Annotated in this window: 13 protein-coding genes and 3 tRNA genes; 13 read left to right on the forward strand and 3 right to left on the reverse strand. The window is 72.3% G+C overall.

Going from position 1 to position 15,607, the window contains the following annotated elements:
- The 5 genes from kdpA (at position 1) to ACFC1F_RS05660 (ending at position 7,833) form a co-directional block, all read left to right on the forward strand.
- A complete protein-coding gene (gene kdpA, locus ACFC1F_RS05640) occupies positions 1-1,662 on the forward strand; it encodes a potassium-transporting ATPase subunit KdpA (protein ID WP_376155927.1) in 1,662 nt (553 codons plus the stop codon).
- On the forward strand, positions 1,662-3,782 hold the full coding sequence (gene kdpB, locus ACFC1F_RS05645; protein ID WP_376155929.1) for a potassium-transporting ATPase subunit KdpB: 2,121 nt from the start codon (positions 1,662-1,664) through the stop codon (positions 3,780-3,782). Before kdpA ends, kdpB begins: the two co-directional genes overlap by 1 nt.
- A 16-nt stretch (positions 3,783-3,798) precedes the next feature.
- Positions 3,799-4,434, forward strand: coding sequence for a K(+)-transporting ATPase subunit C (kdpC, locus tag ACFC1F_RS05650; RefSeq protein ID WP_376155931.1), 636 nt, complete (start codon positions 3,799-3,801; stop codon positions 4,432-4,434).
- A gap of 151 nt (positions 4,435-4,585) precedes the next feature.
- Positions 4,586-7,162, forward strand: coding sequence for an ATP-binding protein (locus ACFC1F_RS05655; RefSeq protein ID WP_376155933.1), 2,577 nt, complete (start codon positions 4,586-4,588; stop codon positions 7,160-7,162).
- Positions 7,159-7,833 (forward strand): response regulator, encoded by a 675-nt coding sequence (locus ACFC1F_RS05660; protein WP_376155935.1) that lies wholly within the window; start codon positions 7,159-7,161, stop codon positions 7,831-7,833. Before ACFC1F_RS05655 ends, ACFC1F_RS05660 begins: the two co-directional genes overlap by 4 nt.
- A gap of 279 nt (positions 7,834-8,112) precedes the next feature.
- Here the strand turns inward: ACFC1F_RS05660 and ACFC1F_RS05665 are convergent, their stop codons facing one another.
- Positions 8,113-9,381 carry a hydrolase gene (locus ACFC1F_RS05665; protein ID WP_376155937.1) on the reverse strand — a complete coding sequence of 423 codons (1,269 nt, stop codon included), beginning with the start codon at positions 9,379-9,381 and terminating at the stop codon, positions 8,113-8,115.
- Between the two features lie 252 nt (positions 9,382-9,633).
- Between ACFC1F_RS05665 and ACFC1F_RS05670 the strand changes: the two genes are divergently transcribed.
- The 6 genes from ACFC1F_RS05670 to ACFC1F_RS05695 all read left to right on the forward strand — a co-directional run bounded on the left by ACFC1F_RS05670 (position 9,634) and on the right by ACFC1F_RS05695 (position 12,170).
- Positions 9,634-9,706: transfer RNA gene (locus tag ACFC1F_RS05670), tRNA-Thr, on the forward strand.
- 43 nt (positions 9,707-9,749) lie between these two features.
- Positions 9,750-9,822: transfer RNA gene (locus ACFC1F_RS05675), tRNA-Met, on the forward strand.
- An 83-nt stretch (positions 9,823-9,905) separates the two neighbouring features.
- Positions 9,906-10,070: a 50S ribosomal protein L33 gene (rpmG, locus tag ACFC1F_RS05680; protein ID WP_006604855.1), complete on the forward strand. Its 165-nt coding sequence runs from the start codon at positions 9,906-9,908 to the stop codon at positions 10,068-10,070.
- 116 nt (positions 10,071-10,186) lie between these two features.
- A complete protein-coding gene (locus ACFC1F_RS05685) occupies positions 10,187-10,645 on the forward strand; it encodes a MaoC family dehydratase N-terminal domain-containing protein (RefSeq protein WP_148644350.1) in 459 nt (152 codons plus the stop codon).
- A gap of 4 nt (positions 10,646-10,649) precedes the next feature.
- Complete coding sequence (locus ACFC1F_RS05690; RefSeq protein ID WP_148644351.1) at positions 10,650-11,072, forward strand: MaoC family dehydratase; 423 nt, start codon at positions 10,650-10,652, stop codon at positions 11,070-11,072.
- A 54-nt stretch (positions 11,073-11,126) separates the two neighbouring features.
- Positions 11,127-12,170 carry a UDP-N-acetylmuramate dehydrogenase gene (locus tag ACFC1F_RS05695; RefSeq protein ID WP_376156015.1) on the forward strand — a complete coding sequence of 348 codons (1,044 nt, stop codon included), beginning with the start codon at positions 11,127-11,129 and terminating at the stop codon, positions 12,168-12,170.
- A gap of 40 nt (positions 12,171-12,210) precedes the next feature.
- On the opposite strand, the gene ACFC1F_RS05700 is transcribed toward ACFC1F_RS05695, so the two are convergent.
- Positions 12,211-13,251 (reverse strand): adenosine deaminase, encoded by a 1,041-nt coding sequence (locus tag ACFC1F_RS05700; protein ID WP_376155939.1) that lies wholly within the window; start codon positions 13,249-13,251, stop codon positions 12,211-12,213.
- A gap of 95 nt (positions 13,252-13,346) precedes the next feature.
- The gene (locus tag ACFC1F_RS05705) at positions 13,347-14,594 is read right to left on the reverse strand and encodes a pyridoxal phosphate-dependent aminotransferase (RefSeq protein WP_209414015.1); all 1,248 of its coding nucleotides are present in this window, start codon (positions 14,592-14,594) and stop codon (positions 13,347-13,349) included.
- Positions 14,595-14,835: 241 nt separating this feature from the next.
- Between ACFC1F_RS05705 and ACFC1F_RS05710 the strand changes: the two genes are divergently transcribed.
- Both ACFC1F_RS05710 and secE read left to right on the forward strand, forming a co-directional pair.
- Positions 14,836-14,908, forward strand: a tRNA-Trp gene (locus ACFC1F_RS05710).
- A 149-nt stretch (positions 14,909-15,057) separates the two neighbouring features.
- Complete coding sequence (gene secE / locus ACFC1F_RS05715; protein ID WP_148644354.1) at positions 15,058-15,405, forward strand: preprotein translocase subunit SecE; 348 nt, start codon at positions 15,058-15,060, stop codon at positions 15,403-15,405.
- Positions 15,406-15,607 lie beyond the last annotated feature (202 nt).

The raw sequence follows: 15,607 nt of genomic DNA on the forward strand, positions 1-15,607 counted from the left end.
ATGAGCTCCACTCTCACGGGCTGGCTGCAGGTCCTCGCGCTGGTCGGCGCCCTGGCCCTGTGCTACCGCCCCCTGGGCGACTACATCGCCCGCATCCTCACCACCTCCAAGCACCTCAGAGTCGAGCGCGGCCTGTACAAGGTGATCGGCGTGGACGGCGACGCCGACCAGCGCTGGCCGGTGTACCTGCGTTCGGTGCTGGCGTTCTCGGCCGTCTCGGTGCTCTTCCTCTACGGCCTGATCCGCCTGCAGGGCCACCTACTGCTGAGCCTGGGCGTTCCGCAGATGGAGGGCCACCAGGCCTGGAACACCGCGATCTCGTTCGTCGCCAACACCAACTGGCAGTCCTACGGCGGCGAGGCCGCGATGGGGCACCTGGTGCAGATGGCCGGTCTGGCGGTGCAGAACTTCGTGTCCGCCGCCGTGGGCATCGCGGTGGTGGCGGCGTTCGTCCGCGGGTTCACCCGCAACCGGACGGACCGCCTGGGCAACTTCTGGGTGGACCTCACCCGGGTGACGCTGCGGCTGTTGCTGCCGGTCTCGGTCGTCTTCGCCCTCGCCCTGGTCGCGACCGGGGTGGTGCAGAACCTCCACGGCTTCCACGAGGTCGCGACCCTGGTGGGCGACCCGCAGGCGGTTCCCGGCGGGCCGGTGGCCTCGCAGGAGGTCATCAAGCTGCTGGGCACCAACGGCGGCGGCTTCTACAACGCCAACTCGGCGCACCCGTTCGAGAACCCGACCGGGCTGAGCAACTTCCTGGAGATCTTCCTCATCCTGCTGATCCCGTTCGCGCTGCCGCGCGCCTTCGGCAGGATGGTCGGCGACCACCGCCAGGGCTACGCGATCGTCGCGGTGATGGGCCTGTTCTGGGCGGCCTCGGTCGCGCTGATCACCTTCTTCGAGGCGCAGCACTCCGGCACGGCGATGCAGGCGGCCGGCGCGGCGATGGAGGGCAAGGAGCAGCGGTTCGGCATCGCGGCGTCCAGCCTGTTCGCGGCGTCGACGACGCTGACGTCGACGGGTGCGGTGAACTCCTTCCACGACTCGTACTCGCCGTTCGGCGGCGGGATCGCCATGTTCAACATGATGCTGGGCGAGATCGCGCCCGGCGGGGTGGGCTCGGGCCTGTACGGGATGCTGGTCCTGGCGATCGTCGCGGTGTTCGTGGCCGGTCTGATGGTCGGGCGCACCCCGGAGTACCTGGGCAAGAAGCTCGGCGGGCGGGAGATGAAGTTCGCCTCCCTCTACATCCTGACCACGCCGACGATCGTGCTGATCGGCACGGGTGCGGCGATGGCGCTGCCGGGCGAGCGGGCCCAGATGCTGAACTCCGGTGCGCACGGCTTCTCCGAGGTGCTGTACGCGTTCACCTCGGGGGCGAACAACAACGGTTCGGCGTTCGGCGGGATCACCGTCAACACCGACTGGTACGACACCGCGATCGGCCTGGCGATGGTGTTCGGCCGGTTCCTGCCGATGGTCTTCGTCCTGGCGCTGGCCGGCTCGCTCGCGCAGCAGCAGCCCGTCCCCGCCACCCCGGGCACCCTGCCCACCCACAAGCCGCTGTTCGTGGGCCTGCTGTCGGGCGTCGTCCTGATCGTCGTCGGCCTCACCTACTTCCCGGCCCTGGCCCTCGGGCCGATCGCGGAAGGTCTCTCCTGATGTCGTCCACCCTTACCGACAAGCCGGCCGCACAACCGGAGGCGCCCGCCGCGGCGGCGCCGCACAGAGTCTCCGGCGGCCTGCTGGACCCGAAGCTGATCGTGTCCTCCCTTCCCGACGCGGTGAAGAAGCTCGACCCCCGGGTGATGGTGAAGAACCCGGTGATGTTCGTGGTGGAGGTCGGCTCGGTGGTCACCACCGTGGCGGCGATAGCCGACCCGAGCGTGTTCGCCTGGTCGATCACCGTCTGGCTCTGGCTGACCACGGTCTTCGCCAACCTGGCCGAGGCCGTCGCCGAGGGCCGCGGCAAGGCGCAGGCCGACACGCTGCGCAAGACCAAGACCGACACCATGGCGCGCCGGCTGCTGGACTGGCCGAAGAGCCAGGGCGAGGAGGAGGTCCCCGGCACCGCGCTGCGCCTGGGCGACCACGTGGTGGTCGAGGCCGGGCAGATCATCCCCGGCGACGGTGACGTCGTCGAGGGCGTCGCCTCCGTCGACGAGTCGGCGATCACCGGCGAGTCCGCGCCCGTCATCCGCGAGTCCGGCGGCGACCGCTCGGCCGTCACCGGCGGCACCAAGGTGCTGTCGGACCGGATCGTGGTGAGGATCGCCTCGGAGCCGGGCAAGTCGTTCATCGACCGGATGATCGCGCTGGTCGAGGGCGCGGCCCGGCAGAAGACGCCGAACGAGATCGCGCTGAACATCCTGCTGGCCTCGCTGACCATCGTCTTCCTGGTCGCGGTCGTCACCCTCCAGCCGATGGCCACCTACGCGGGCGCCCCGCAGTCGATGATCGTGCTGGTCGCCCTGATCGTGGCGCTCATCCCGACCACGATCGGCGCGCTGCTCTCCGCGATCGGCATCGCCGGCATGGACCGGCTGGTGCAGCGCAACGTGCTGGCGATGTCCGGCCGCGCGGTCGAGGCCGCCGGTGACGTCAACACGCTGCTGCTCGACAAGACCGGCACCATCACCCTCGGCAACCGCCAGGCCGCCGAGTTCCTCTCCGCCGCCGGCGTCTCCACCGAGGAGCTGGCGGACGCCGCCCAGCTCTCCTCGCTGGCCGACGAGACCCCGGAGGGCCGCTCGATCGTCGTCCTCGCCAAGACCGGGTACGGCCTGCGGGCCCGTGCCCAGGGCGAGTTGGCGCACGCCACCTGGGTGCCGTTCACCGCGCAGACCCGGATGTCCGGCGTCGACCTCGACGAGGCCGACGGCCTGCACCAGGTCCGCAAGGGCGCGGCCGCCGCCGTCACCACCTGGGTGACCGGCAACGGCGGGACCGTCACCGACGAGGTCTCCACCCTGGTGGACGGCATCTCCGCGGCCGGCGGCACCCCGCTGGTGGTCGCCGCCAGGGCGGGCACCGCCCCGGCCAGGGTCCTGGGGGTCATCCACCTCAAGGACGTGGTCAAGGAGGGCATGCGGGAGCGGTTCGACGAGCTGCGCCGGATGGGCATCAAGACCATCATGATCACGGGCGACAACCCGCTGACGGCCAAGGCGATCGCGGAGGAGGCCGGCGTGGACGACTTCCTCGCCGAGGCCACCCCCGAGGACAAGATGGCCCTGATCAAGAAGGAGCAGGCCGGCGGCAAGCTGGTCGCGATGACCGGCGACGGCACCAACGACGCCCCCGCCCTCGCCCAGGCCGACGTCGGCGTCGCGATGAACACCGGGACCATGGCGGCCAAGGAGGCCGGCAACATGGTCGACCTGGACTCCAACCCGACCAAGCTGATCGAGATCGTCGAGATCGGCAAGCAGCTCCTGATCACCCGCGGCGCGCTGACCACCTTCTCGATCGCCAACGACGTCGCCAAGTACTTCGCGATCATCCCCGCGATGTTCGCCGCGGTCTACCCGGGCCTGGACAAGCTCAACGTCATGGGCCTGCACAGCCCCCAGTCCGCGATCACCTCGGCCATCGTGTTCAACGCCCTGGTCATCGTCGGCCTCATCCCGCTCGCCCTGCGCGGCGTCAAGTACCGCCCCTCGGACGCCAGTTCCCTGCTGCGCCGCAATCTCGGGCTGTACGGGTTCGGCGGGCTGGTCGTCCCCTTCGTCGGGATCAAGCTGATCGACCTCGTCGTCCAGTTCATCCCCGGCCTGAGCTGAGAGAGGAGAACCCCAGATGTCCAAGCCCCTGCCCACCACCGTGCGCACGCACTTCACCGCGCTGCGGATGCTGCTGGTGATGACGGTGATCCTCGGCCTCGCCTACCCGCTGCTGGTCACCGGGATCGGCCAGGCCGCCTTCAGCGGGAAGGCCAACGGCTCGATCGTGAAGACCGCCGACGGCAAGGAGGCCGGCTCCAGCCTGCTGGGCCAGAGCTACGACCTGCCGAAGAAGAACCCCTCCGACACCGACGAGGCCGCCGCCCCGGACCCGAAGTGGTTCCAGCCGAGGCCGTCGGCCAACGGCTACGACCCGAAGTCCTCCGGCGCCTCCAACCTGGGCCCGAACAGCGAGGACCTCACCAAGACGATCGAGGACCGCCGCAAGGCCGTCGCCGAGTTCGACGGCGTCGACCCGGCGAGCGTGCCCGCCGACGCCGTCACCGCCTCCGGCTCCGCCCTCGACCCGCACATCTCGGTCGCCTACGCCAAGGAGCAGGTCGACCGGGTCGCCAGGGCCCGCGGGAACGTCTCGCCCGAGCGGCTGAACGAGCTCGTGGAGAAGTACACCGAGGGCCCCTCACTCGGCTTCCTCGGACAGCAGGGCGTCAACGTCGTCCTGCTCAACACCGCACTGGCACAGCAGAAGTGAGGCCGGCGAAAGTGACGGCCGACCGGCTGGACCGGTGAGACGGGCCGACCCGGGCCGGGGAACCACCCCCCGCCCGGGTCGGCCGACGTACGCCCTGACCCTCGTGCGAAGAAGACGACCCTCGTGCGAAGAAGACGAAAGAGCAGCGCCCATGGCCCGCGACCTCACCCCCGGCACCGGCCCCCGCCGCGGCCGGCTGAGGGTGTACCTCGGTTCCGCCCCCGGTGTCGGCAAGACCTACCGGATGCTGGACGAGGCCCGGCGCAGACGGGAACGCGGCGCCGACGTCGTGGTCGGCTTCATCGAGTGCCACGGGCGGCGCCACACCGAGTCCATGCTCGCCGGCCTGGAGACCGTCCCCCGGCTCACCCGCTCCTACCGCGACGCCGAGTTCGAGGAGATGGACCTCGACGCGGTGCTGAAGCGGCGCCCGGCGGTGGTGCTGGTGGACGAGCTGGCGCACACCAACATCCCCGGCGGCCGGCACGCCAAGCGCTGGCAGGACGTCGGGGAGCTGCTGGACGCCGGGATCGACGTCATCACCACCGTCAACGTCCAGCACCTGGAATCGCTGAACGACGTCGTCCAGAAGATCACCGGCATCCCCCAGCGCGAGACCGTCCCGGACGAGGTGGTCCGCCGGGCCGACCAGATCGAACTCGTCGACATGGCCCCCCAGGCGCTGCGCCGCCGGATGGCCCACGGCAACGTCTACAGGGCGGAGAAGGTGGACGCCGCGCTCTCCAACTACTTCCGGGTCGGCAACCTGACGGCCCTGCGCGAGCTCGCCCTGCTCTGGGTGGCCGGGCGGGTCGACGAGGGGCTGCGCGACTACCGGGCCAGCCACAACATCGACCGCGTCTGGGAGACCCGCGAACGCGTCGTGGTCGCCCTCACCGGCGGCCCCGAGGGCGAGACGCTGATCCGCCGCGCCGCCCGGATCTCCGACCGCACCGCCGGCGGCGACCTCCTCGCCGTCCACGTCACCCGCAGCGACGGCCTGGCCGGCGCCTCCTCCGGCGCGCTCGCCCAGCAGCGGCAACTGGTCGAGACCCTCGGCGGCACCTACCACGTGGTGGTCGGCGACGACATCCCCACCGCGCTGCTCGCCTTCGCCCGCGCCCACGACGCCACCCAGCTGGTCCTCGGCACCAGCCGCCGCGGCCGGATCACCCGCTTCCTCACCGGCCCCGGCATCGGCGAGACCACCGTGGACGCCTCCGAGGACATCGACGTCCACATGGTCACCCACGAGTTCACCGGCCGCGGCCGGCTGCCCTCGCTCGGACGCCGCCACTCCAGGCGCCGCACCATCGCCGGCTACGTCGCCGGGCTGGTCCTGCCCTGGCTGCTCACCGCGGTGCTCTCGCAGGCGCACCACACCGTCAACCTCACCACCGACGCCCTGATCTTCCAGCTCGGCGTGGTGATCGTCGCCCTGCTCGGCGGCGCCACCTCGGCGCTGCTGGCCTCCGTCGTCGCCTCGGTGCTGCTGAACTACTTCTTCATCCCGCCCGTCCACACCCTGACCATCGGCGAGACCAACAACATCGTCGCGCTGGTCGTCTTCGCCGCCGTCGCGCTGGCCGTCTCCACCGTGGTCGACCACGCGAGCCGGCTCACCACCCGGGCCGCCCGGGCCACCGCCGAGGCGGAAACCCTCTCCACCCTCGCCGGCAGCGTGCTGCGCGGCGCCGACGCGCTGCCCGCACTGCTGGAGAAGTCCCGGACGGCCTTCGGCATGGACTCCGTCGCCCTGCTGGAACGCACCGGCGGCGAGGTGCTGGCCCGCTGCGACGGGGAGGGCGAGGCAGGCCCGGGGCCCGCGCAGCCGGGGGAGACCACCGAGATCCCGGTCGGCCCCGACGCCGTGCTCGTCCTCACCGGCCGCCGGCTGCCCGCCGCCGACCAGCGCGTGCTCACCGCCTTCGCCGCGCACGTCGCCGCCGCGCTGGAACGCGACCGGCTCGCCGTGGTCGCGGCCGAGGTCGAGCCGATCAAGGCCGCCGACCGGATGCGCACCGCCCTGCTCGCCGCCGTCAGCCACGATCTGCGCACCCCGCTGGCCGCCGCCCTCGCCTCGGTCGGCTCGCTGCGCAGCCCGGACGTCGAGTTCTCGCCCGAGGACCAGGCCGAGCTGCTCGCCACCGCCGACGAGTCCCTGGTCAAGCTCACCCGGCTGGTGGACAACCTGCTCGACATGAGCCGCCTCCAGGCCGGCGCCCTCACCCTCCACCTCGCCGAGACGCACCTCGACGAGATCCTGCCCAGGGCCCTGGACTCCTTGGCGGACCCGTACGCGCCCGTCCAGCCGCTCGACCTCGACACCGTGCCGGCGGTGCTGGTCGACCCGCCGCTGCTGGAGCGCGTCCTCGCCAACGTCGTCACCAACGCACTGCGGCACAACGCCCCCGGCGCGCCCGTGCTGGTCGCCGCCAGCCACCACGCCGAACGGGTCGAGGTCCGGGTGATCGACCGCGGCCCCGGCATCGCCCCCGAGGACCGCGACCGCGTCTTCCTGCCCTTCCAGCGCCTCGGCGACACCGACAACACCACCGGCGTCGGCCTGGGGCTCGCGCTCTCCCGCGGCCTCGCCGAGGCCATGGGCGGCAGCCTGGAGGTCGAGGACACCCCCGGCGGCGGCACCACGATGCTGCTCACCCTGCCCGCCGCGCAGACCGTTCACGACGACCGCCCGGACGACCGGGCAGGAGGGGTGGGCGCATGAGCGAGATCCTGATCGTCGACGACGAACCGGCGCTGCTGCGCACCCTGCGGATCAACCTCAGCGCCCGCCGGTACGCCGTCCGGACGGCCGTCAGCGGCGGCGAGGCCCTGGACCGCGCCGCGCAGACCACGCCCGACGCCGTCCTGCTCGACCTCGGCCTGCCCGACCTGGACGGCATGGAGGTGATCCGGGGCCTGCGCCGCCGCAGCGCCGTGCCGATCATCGTGCTCTCCGGCCGCTCCGGCGCCGCCGACAAGGTCGACGCGCTCGACGCCGGTGCGGACGACTACCTCACCAAGCCGTTCCTGATGGAGGAGCTGCTGGCCAGGCTGCGCGCCGTGCTGCGCCGGACGCCGGGCGGCCCCGCTCCGGCCGCGGCGGTGATCGGCGACCACACCGTGGACCTCGCCGCCACCACCGTGACCGGCCCCGACGGCCCGGTCCGGCTGACTCCCACCGAATGGCGGATCCTCGCCCTGTTACTCGCCGCCCCGGGCCGGCTGGTGCCCGGGCGGCAGATCCTGCGCGAGGTCTGGGGCCCGGCGCAGGAGGGGCACGGCAACTACCTGCGGGTCTACCTGGCCGGGCTGCGCCGCAAGCTGGAACGCGACCCGGGCCGGCCGCGCCACCTGATCACCGAGCCCGGGATCGGCTACCGCTACGAGCCCTGAGACCGCTCCGGCCGGCCCGGAGAGGTGTCAGAGGTGTCAAAGGAGCGTCAGGAGGAGCCCGGCGGACGACAGGAGGGCGTCAAGGCCGGCCGGGACGGACCGTCGGCGGGCGTAGCGTCGCGGTGAGGGAGCGGCCCCGCTCCGTGTGGGGGATGCCTGGGGCCGCTCCGCCGCCCCGGCGGCGGCCAGCAGGTGGGGAGGGGCGCGCGGACAACACCGCGCGCCCCGTCACCTGCTGAGGCCCCGTCCCGTCAGCCCCCGCCCCGTCAGCCCACCCCGTCAGCCCCCGCCCGTGCTCCCCGACTGCCGGGGCAACGCCAGCACCACCGTGTCGGCGAACTCCCGCACCGCGCTGGTCCGGCTGACCACCCGTCCGCTGTGCACCACCAGGCGGCTGTGCCCGCCCGCGAGCGCCCCCGCCAGGCTGTCCCCGCGCACCGCCAGCAGCTCCGCGGGGAACCCGGCGTCCACCCGGACCGGCGGCAGCCCGAGCACCGCCCGCGCCTGGTTGGCCACCGCGTCGTACGCGGCCTCCGGCGCCATCAGCCCGCCCGCCGCCAGCAGGTACGCGGCCTCCAGCGGATCGGCCCGCCCCACCGGGTTGGCCGGGTCGCGCAGCGAGCCGCTGCCCGCCGCGAACGGCACCCGGGCCTCCAGCAGCTCGCGCAGCAGCCCCGGTCGCTGCTCGGCGGCCCGGCCCTCCAGCCCGCTGCACCGGCCGTTCTGCGGCAGGCAGACCACCCGGACGCCGCTGGTGGCCAGCACCGTCGCGGCGCCCGGCGCCGGCGATCCGCACGGGCCGAGCACCACCCGCGGCCGCAGCGGTGCCAGCGCGCTCGCCAGCCGGGCCAGCTGGACCGGGTCGGCGCCCGTGGTGTGCAGGTCCACCGGGCAGTCCGCCTCCCGGGCGGCCTCCAGCAGTACCTGGACGTACCCCGCCGGGTCCGGGTCCAGCTCCGGGCAGCCGCCGGCCGCCGTCGCGCCCAGCTTGAGGGCGTCGCGCAACTGGGCCCGGCCGTCCGCCCCGGCCCGGCCGGTGAGCAGCCGGGGCATGGCGACGGCCTGCAGTTCGGCGAGCCCGCGCAGCGCCTGGCGGGCGGTGAGCACGGCCTCCAGCCGGCGCAGCCCGTGCACGTCGCCGATCCGGACGTGGGTGCGCTGGGCGGTGGCGCCGTAGCCGAGCGAGGTGAGCGCGGCCTCGGTGACCCGCCGGGTGAGGTCGGCGGGGGTCTCCGGCGGCGGGGTGGGCAGGGCAGCGGAGAAGGCGACGTCGTAGTGGGCGTGCGCCTCGGCCGGGGCCGGCAGCAGCAGGTAGCCCTTGAGGTCGATCCGGGCGCCGGTGGTGGCGGTGGGGGTGCCGGGCAGGGCGGGCAGCGGGCCGAGGCTGCCGGCGGTGCCGACGGCCTGGATCCGGTCGCCGCTGATCCGCACGTCCACCACCCGGCCGTCGGCGAGCCGGGCGTCGGTGAGCAGCAGCACGGGGCCGTGCCCGAGCGGGTTGGCCGCCGGGCCGGGTCCGGAGTGCCCGTCGGCGGCTGCGCTGTCCATCGCCCGGCTCCTTCTCGCGCTGGCCCGTCCGACTGCCCGGTCCGTCCCGATCAATGAGCGTCGAGCCTATGGGGCGCGGGCGCGGGGCGCCGGGAGGCGGGCATTAGTCGTATCGGGTCGGGCCGCGCCGCCGGAGGCCGGTCGAACACCCGGCCTTCGATCGCTCGCCCGTGCACGCCGCCGACCTGCGGTCTTCGCCACGGGATACCGATTTCACCTCTGGGCGCGGAACGTGTAATCTCTTCCTCGTTCGCCCCTATAGCTCAGTCGGTAGAGCGTCTCCATGGTAAGGAGAAGGTCTGCGGTTCGATTCCGCATGGGGGCTCTGGTGAAAAGGAGTCAGCTTCGGCTGTGCTCCGGATCACTGTGGCGGTGTAGCTCAGTTGGTAGAGCAAGCGGCTCATAATCGCTGTGTCACCGGTTCAAGTCCGGTCACCGCTACCCCGCGTAGTCGGTCGGGAGATCGCACTCCCGGTCGGCTACTCTTGTTGTGTTCTTATTCATTGTCCAAGGAAGGCACTCCCGTGGCTGCCACCGACGTCCGCCCGAAGATCACGCTGGCCTGCGTGGAGTGCAAGGAGCGGAACTACATCACCAAGAAGAACCGGCGTAACGACCCGGACCGTCTTGAGATGAAGAAGCACTGCCCCCGCTGCAACTCGCACACCGCGCACCGCGAGACCCGCTGACCCTGTTGCAGGGCGCCGGGCCTGTGTGATTCAGGTCTTCGACTCCGGGCCGCACCCTCACTGGGTGCGGCCCGGAGTCTTTTTTGCCATCCACCGGACTGACGAGGAGTTTGCCCGTGGCACTCGACCCCTCCTTCATCGGGCGGACCTACCCGCCCACCGAGCCGTACGAGGTCGGCCGGGAGAAGATCCGCGAGTTCGCGGTGGCCGTGGGTGACGCCAACCCGGCGTACACCGATCCGGAGGCCGCCAAGGCGCTCGGGCACCAGGACGTCATCGCCCCGCCGACCTTCCCGTTCGTGCTGACCTTCCGGGCCGCCGCCCAGGTGGTCCAGGACCCGGAGCTGGGCCTGGACTACAGCCGGGTGGTGCACGGCGACCAGAAGTTCGCGTACACCCGCCCGGTGCGGGCCGGCGACCGCCTCTCGGTCGCGGTGACCATCGACAACATCAAGTCGCTCGCGGGCAACGACGTGCTCACCGTGCGCGGCGAGGTGTCGGACGCGAGCGGCGAGCACGTGGTGACGTCGGTCATGACCCTGGTGGCCCGTGCCGCCGACGAGGCGGGGGAGTAGCACCATGGCGATCAGCTTCGACGAGGTCGCGGCCGGCACCGAGCTGCCCGCGCAGTCCTTCCCCGTGACGCGCGCCACACTGGTGCAGTACGCGGGCGCCTCCGGCGACTTCAACCCGATCCACTGGAACGAGAAGTTCGCCAGGGAGGTCGGCCTGCCGGACGTCATCGCGCACGGCATGTTCACCATGGCCGAGGCGATCCGGGTGGTCACCGACTGGGTCGGCGACCCGGGCGCGGTGGTCGAGTACGGCGTGCGGTTCACCCGCCCGGTGCCGGTGCCCAACGACGGGGTCGGCTCCGTGATCGAGGTCACCGGCAAGGTGGCCAAGCTGCTCGACGACCGCAAGGTCCAGGTCGACCTGGTGGCGACCTACGGCGGCCAGAAGGTGCTGGGCATGTCCCGCGCCGTCGTCCGGCTGGCCTGAGACGCCCGGCGGGGGAGGGGCGGCCCGGCCCCTCCCCGTACGCTGGTGGGCGTGCTGGTAGAACTCGACGCCCCCCTCGCCCCGCTGACCACGCTCCGGCTCGGTGGTCCGGCCCGCCGCCTGGTGACCGCGACCACCGACGACGAGGTGGTCGCCGCCGTCCGCGAGGCCGACGCCGCCGGTGAGCCGCTGCTGGTCCTCGGCGGCGGCTCCAACCTGGTGATCGGCGACGCCGGCTTCCCCGGGACGGTCCTGCGGATCGCCACCACCGGCTTCGCGCTGGACGGCACCACCCTGGAGCTGGCCGCCGGCGAGGTGTGGGCCGAGGCGGTGGCCCGTACGGTGGAGCACGGCCTGGCCGGCATCGAGTTCCTGGCCGGCATCCCCGGCTCGGCCGGTGCCACGCCCGTCCAGAACGTCGGCGCGTACGGCCAGGAGGTGGCGCAGTCCGTCACCGAGGTGGTCGCCTACGACCGCCGGGCCGGCGAGACCGTGACGCTCTCCAACGCCGAGTGCGCCTTCTCCTACCGGCACAGCCGCTTCAAGGCCGACCCGGACCGCTACGTGGTGCTGCGGGTCCGGTTCGGGCTGGCCGACCACGGCGGGCTCTCCACCCCGGTCGCCTACGCCGAGACGGCCCGGCACCTGGGCGTCGAGCAGGGCCAGCCGGTCGGGCTGCGCGAGGCCCACGACGCCGTGCTGCGGCTGCGCTCGGGCAAGGGCATGGTGCTCGACCCGGCCGACCACGACACCTGGTCGGCGGGTTCCTTCTTCACCAACCCGGTGCTGACCGCCGAGCAGTACGACGCCTTCCTGGCCCTGGCCGCCGAGCGCGAGCTCACCGCCCCCGCCTACCCGGCGCCGGACGGCTGCACCAAGACCTCGGCCGCCTGGCTCATCGACAAGGCGGGCTTCGGCAAGGGCTACGGCAGCGGCCCGGCCACCCTCTCCACCAAGCACACGCTGGCCCTGACCAACCGGGGCGCGGCCACCGCCGAGGACCTGCTGGCGCTGGCCCGGGAGATCCGCGACGGCGTCCGGGCGGCGTTCGGCGTCGAGCTGGTCAACGAGCCGGTCATGGTGGGCGTCAAGCTCTAGGTCCCGCCCCGGAGGACGGCCCCGCCCCGGAGGGCGGACCCTAGGGGCGGGACCCGTCCAGCAGCCAGGTGTCGATGTCCGCCAGCAGCTCCTTGCGGGTGCTCTCCGGCGCGCACGAACCGCGCACCGACTGGCGGGCCAGCTCGGCGAGTTCCGCGTCGTTGAAGCCGAGCACGTCGCGGGCCAGGTCGTACTGGGCGGCCAGCCGGGTGCCGAACAGCAGCGGGTCGTCGGCGCCCAGCGCCAGCTGCACGCCCGCGTCGAACAGCCGGCGCAGCGGGACGTCCTCGGCCCGCTCGTAGACGCCCAGCGAGACGTTGGACGAGGGGCAGACCTCGCAGGTGACCTGACGGTCGGCCAGCCGCTGCATCAGCCGCGGGTCCTCGGCGGCCCGGACGCCGTGGCCGATCCGCCCCGCGCCGAGGTCGTCCAGGCAGTCCCGGACGGACTCCGGGCCGGCCAGCTCGCCGCCGTGCGGGGCGGCCAGCAGCCCGCCCCTGCGGGCGATGTCGAAGGCCCGGTCGAAGTCCCGGGCGAGGCCGCGCCGCTCGTCGTTGGAGAGGCCGAAGCCGACCACGCCCTGGTCGGCGTACCGGACGGCGAGCCGGGCCAGGGTCCGGGCGTCCATCGGGGACTTCATCCGGTTGGCCGCGACCAGGACCCGGATGCCGACACCGGTGACCTCGGAGGCGTGCCGGACGGCGTCCAGGATCAGCTCCAGCGCGGGGATCAGACCGCCGAGCCGGGGCGCGTACGAGGTCGGGTCGACCTGGATCTCCAGCCAGCGGGAGCCGTCCCGGCGCTCGTCCTCGGCGGTCTCCAGGACCAGCCGGCGGATGTCGGACTCGTCCCGCAGGACGGACCGGGCGGTGTCGTAGAGGCGCTGGAACCGGAACCAGCCGCGTTCGTCGGTGGCCCGCAGGCTGGGCGGCTCGCCGGAGCTGAGTGCCTCCGGCAGGCGGACGCCGTGCTTGTCGGCCAGTTCCAGCAGGGTGGCGGGGCGCATCGAGCCGGTGAAGTGCAGGTGCAGGTGGGCCTTGGGGAGGTCCCTGACGTCTCGCGGATTCAGCAGGCGTTCCATTCGCCGATACTGCCGCATCGGGCCCGGATACGGGAACCGCCCCCTTCACGTCCCCCGAAGGGGTGAAGGGGGCGGTCCGGGCCGGGCGGGTGCCGTCAGGCGGTCGCCTCGGCGAGCAGCTTCTGGATCCGGCCGACGCCCTCGACCAGGTCGGCGTCGCCGAGCGCGTACGACAGGCGCAGGTAGCCCGGGGTGCCGAAGGCCTCACCGGGGACGACCGCGACCTCGGCCTCGTCCAGGATCAGGGTGGCCAGCTCGGCGGAGGTCTGCGGGCGCTTGCCGCGGATCTCCTTGCCCAGCAGGCCCTTGACGGACGGGTAGACGTAGAACGCGCCCTCGGGCTCGGGGCAGAGGACGCCCTCGATCTCGTTGAGCATCTTCACGATGGTCCGGCGGCGCCGGTCGAAGGCGGTGCGCATCTCGTGCACGGCGGAGAGGTCGCCGCTGACGGCGGCGATCGCGGCGCGCTGCGCGACGTTGGAGACGTTCGAGGTGGCGTGCGACTGCAGGTTGGTCGCGGCCTTGACGACGTCCTTCGGGCCGATCACCCAGCCCACCCGCCAGCCGGTCATCGCGTACGTCTTGGCGACACCGTTGACCACGATGGTCTTGTCGGCCAGCGCGGGCAGCAGGGCCGGCAGCGAGGTGAACTTCGCGTCGCCGTAGACGAGGTGCTCGTAGATCTCGTCGGTCAGCACCCAGAGGCCGTGCTCCAGCGCCCACTCGCCGATGGCCCGGGCCTCGGCCTCGGTGTACACCGCGCCGGTCGGGTTGGACGGCGAGACGAAGAGCACCACCTTGGTGTTCTCGGTGCGGGCGGCCTCCAGCTGCTCGACCGAGACCTTGTAGCCGGTGGTCTCGTCGGACACGACCTCGACCGGGACGCCGCCGGCCAGCTGGATCGACTCCGGGTAGGTGGTCCAGTACGGGGCCGGGACGATGACCTCGTCGCCCGGGTCGAGGATCGCGGCGAACGCCTCGTAGATCGCCTGCTTGCCGCCGTTGGTCACCAGGACCTGGGAGGCGTCCACCGAGTAGCCGGAGTCGCGCAGCGTCTTGGCGGCGATCGCGGCCTTCAGCTCGGGCAGACCGCCCGCCGGGGTGTACCGGTGGTTCTTCGGGTCGCGGCAGGCCTCGACGGCCGCCTCGACGATGTAGTCCGGGGTGGGGAAGTCCGGCTCGCCGGCGCCGAAGCCGATCACCGGTCGGCCGGCCGCCTTGAGGGCCTTGGCCTTGGCGTCCACGGCGAGGGTCGCGGACTCGGCGATGGCGCCGATCCGGGCGGAGACCCGTCGGTCGGCGGGGCGGACGGAACTGTCGGGCTGCGGGGTGGAAGCGCTCATGCCTGCATGGTCGCAGAATCGGGACGGACCGGGCATGGGGGTTTCACCATATGTACGGCGGTGTCCGCATGGCGACCGCGCCGACGTGGGCGGTTGAAGAAGAGGTTCGACCAAACCCCACTCGACCACGTACACTCACTGCTCGACGGCCACCGAGAAAGCCGAAGCTTTCACCGCTTGTGCATACAGCGGCGGGAGATGCGGTAGGTTGGTGGTCGCTACAGGAGCCGCGAGGCACCGTAGGGCAATAGCTCAATTGGTAGAGCACCGGTCTCCAAAACCGGCGGTTGGGGGTTCAAGTCCCTCTTGCCCTGCTGCTTGATCCGTATTCAGCCCGTTCGCTCCACAGAGCGAGCGGGCTTGATGCGGAGAGGGCACCGAACAGCACCGCTTTAGCCGGCCGCTCGTGCCCGATCGGGTACGCAGGTGATGCTCGGCAGGACCCGGATTCAGGTGAGGACGAGTGACGGAGACCACGGGCTCCACCGCAACGCCTGAGAGCGGCAACCCCGAGGGTGCCGACGGCGCGGACGAGACCACGCCCGCCGAGGGCGAGTCGCGTCGCGACCGCAAGCGGGCCGGCCGCTCCGGCGACAAGAAGTCCGGCAAGCGGGCCAAGAAGGGCGTCTTCGCCCGGCTCGCCCTGTTCTACCGGCAGATCATCGCCGAGCTGCGCAAGGTCGTCTGGCCCACCCGCAGCGAGCTGGTCAACTACACCACCGTGGTGGTCGTGTTCGTCGTGGTCGTGATGGCCTTCGTGGCCGGTCTCGACTACGGGTTCTCGAAGCTCAGCCTCTGGATCTTCGGCTGACCGAGCCGCCCCACCTTCGAAACAGCTTCCCGACCCGGGCCGATTCATCGGCCCGGGTCGAGCTGTCGGCGCCGGACGTACGCGGCCGCTACCGTTGACTCGGTACTGTTGAAGTCTCCGAGACAGTTGCCGGCGCCCGCGTGAGCGGAGCGGCGCCGGAGCGGCCTTGGAGCGCGCCACCTTCACCATCTCCAGGAAAGAA

The sequence above is a fragment of the Kitasatospora sp. NPDC056181 genome, assembly GCF_042266225.1.
In the GTDB taxonomy this organism is placed as follows: Bacteria; Actinomycetota; Actinomycetes; order Streptomycetales; family Streptomycetaceae; genus Kitasatospora.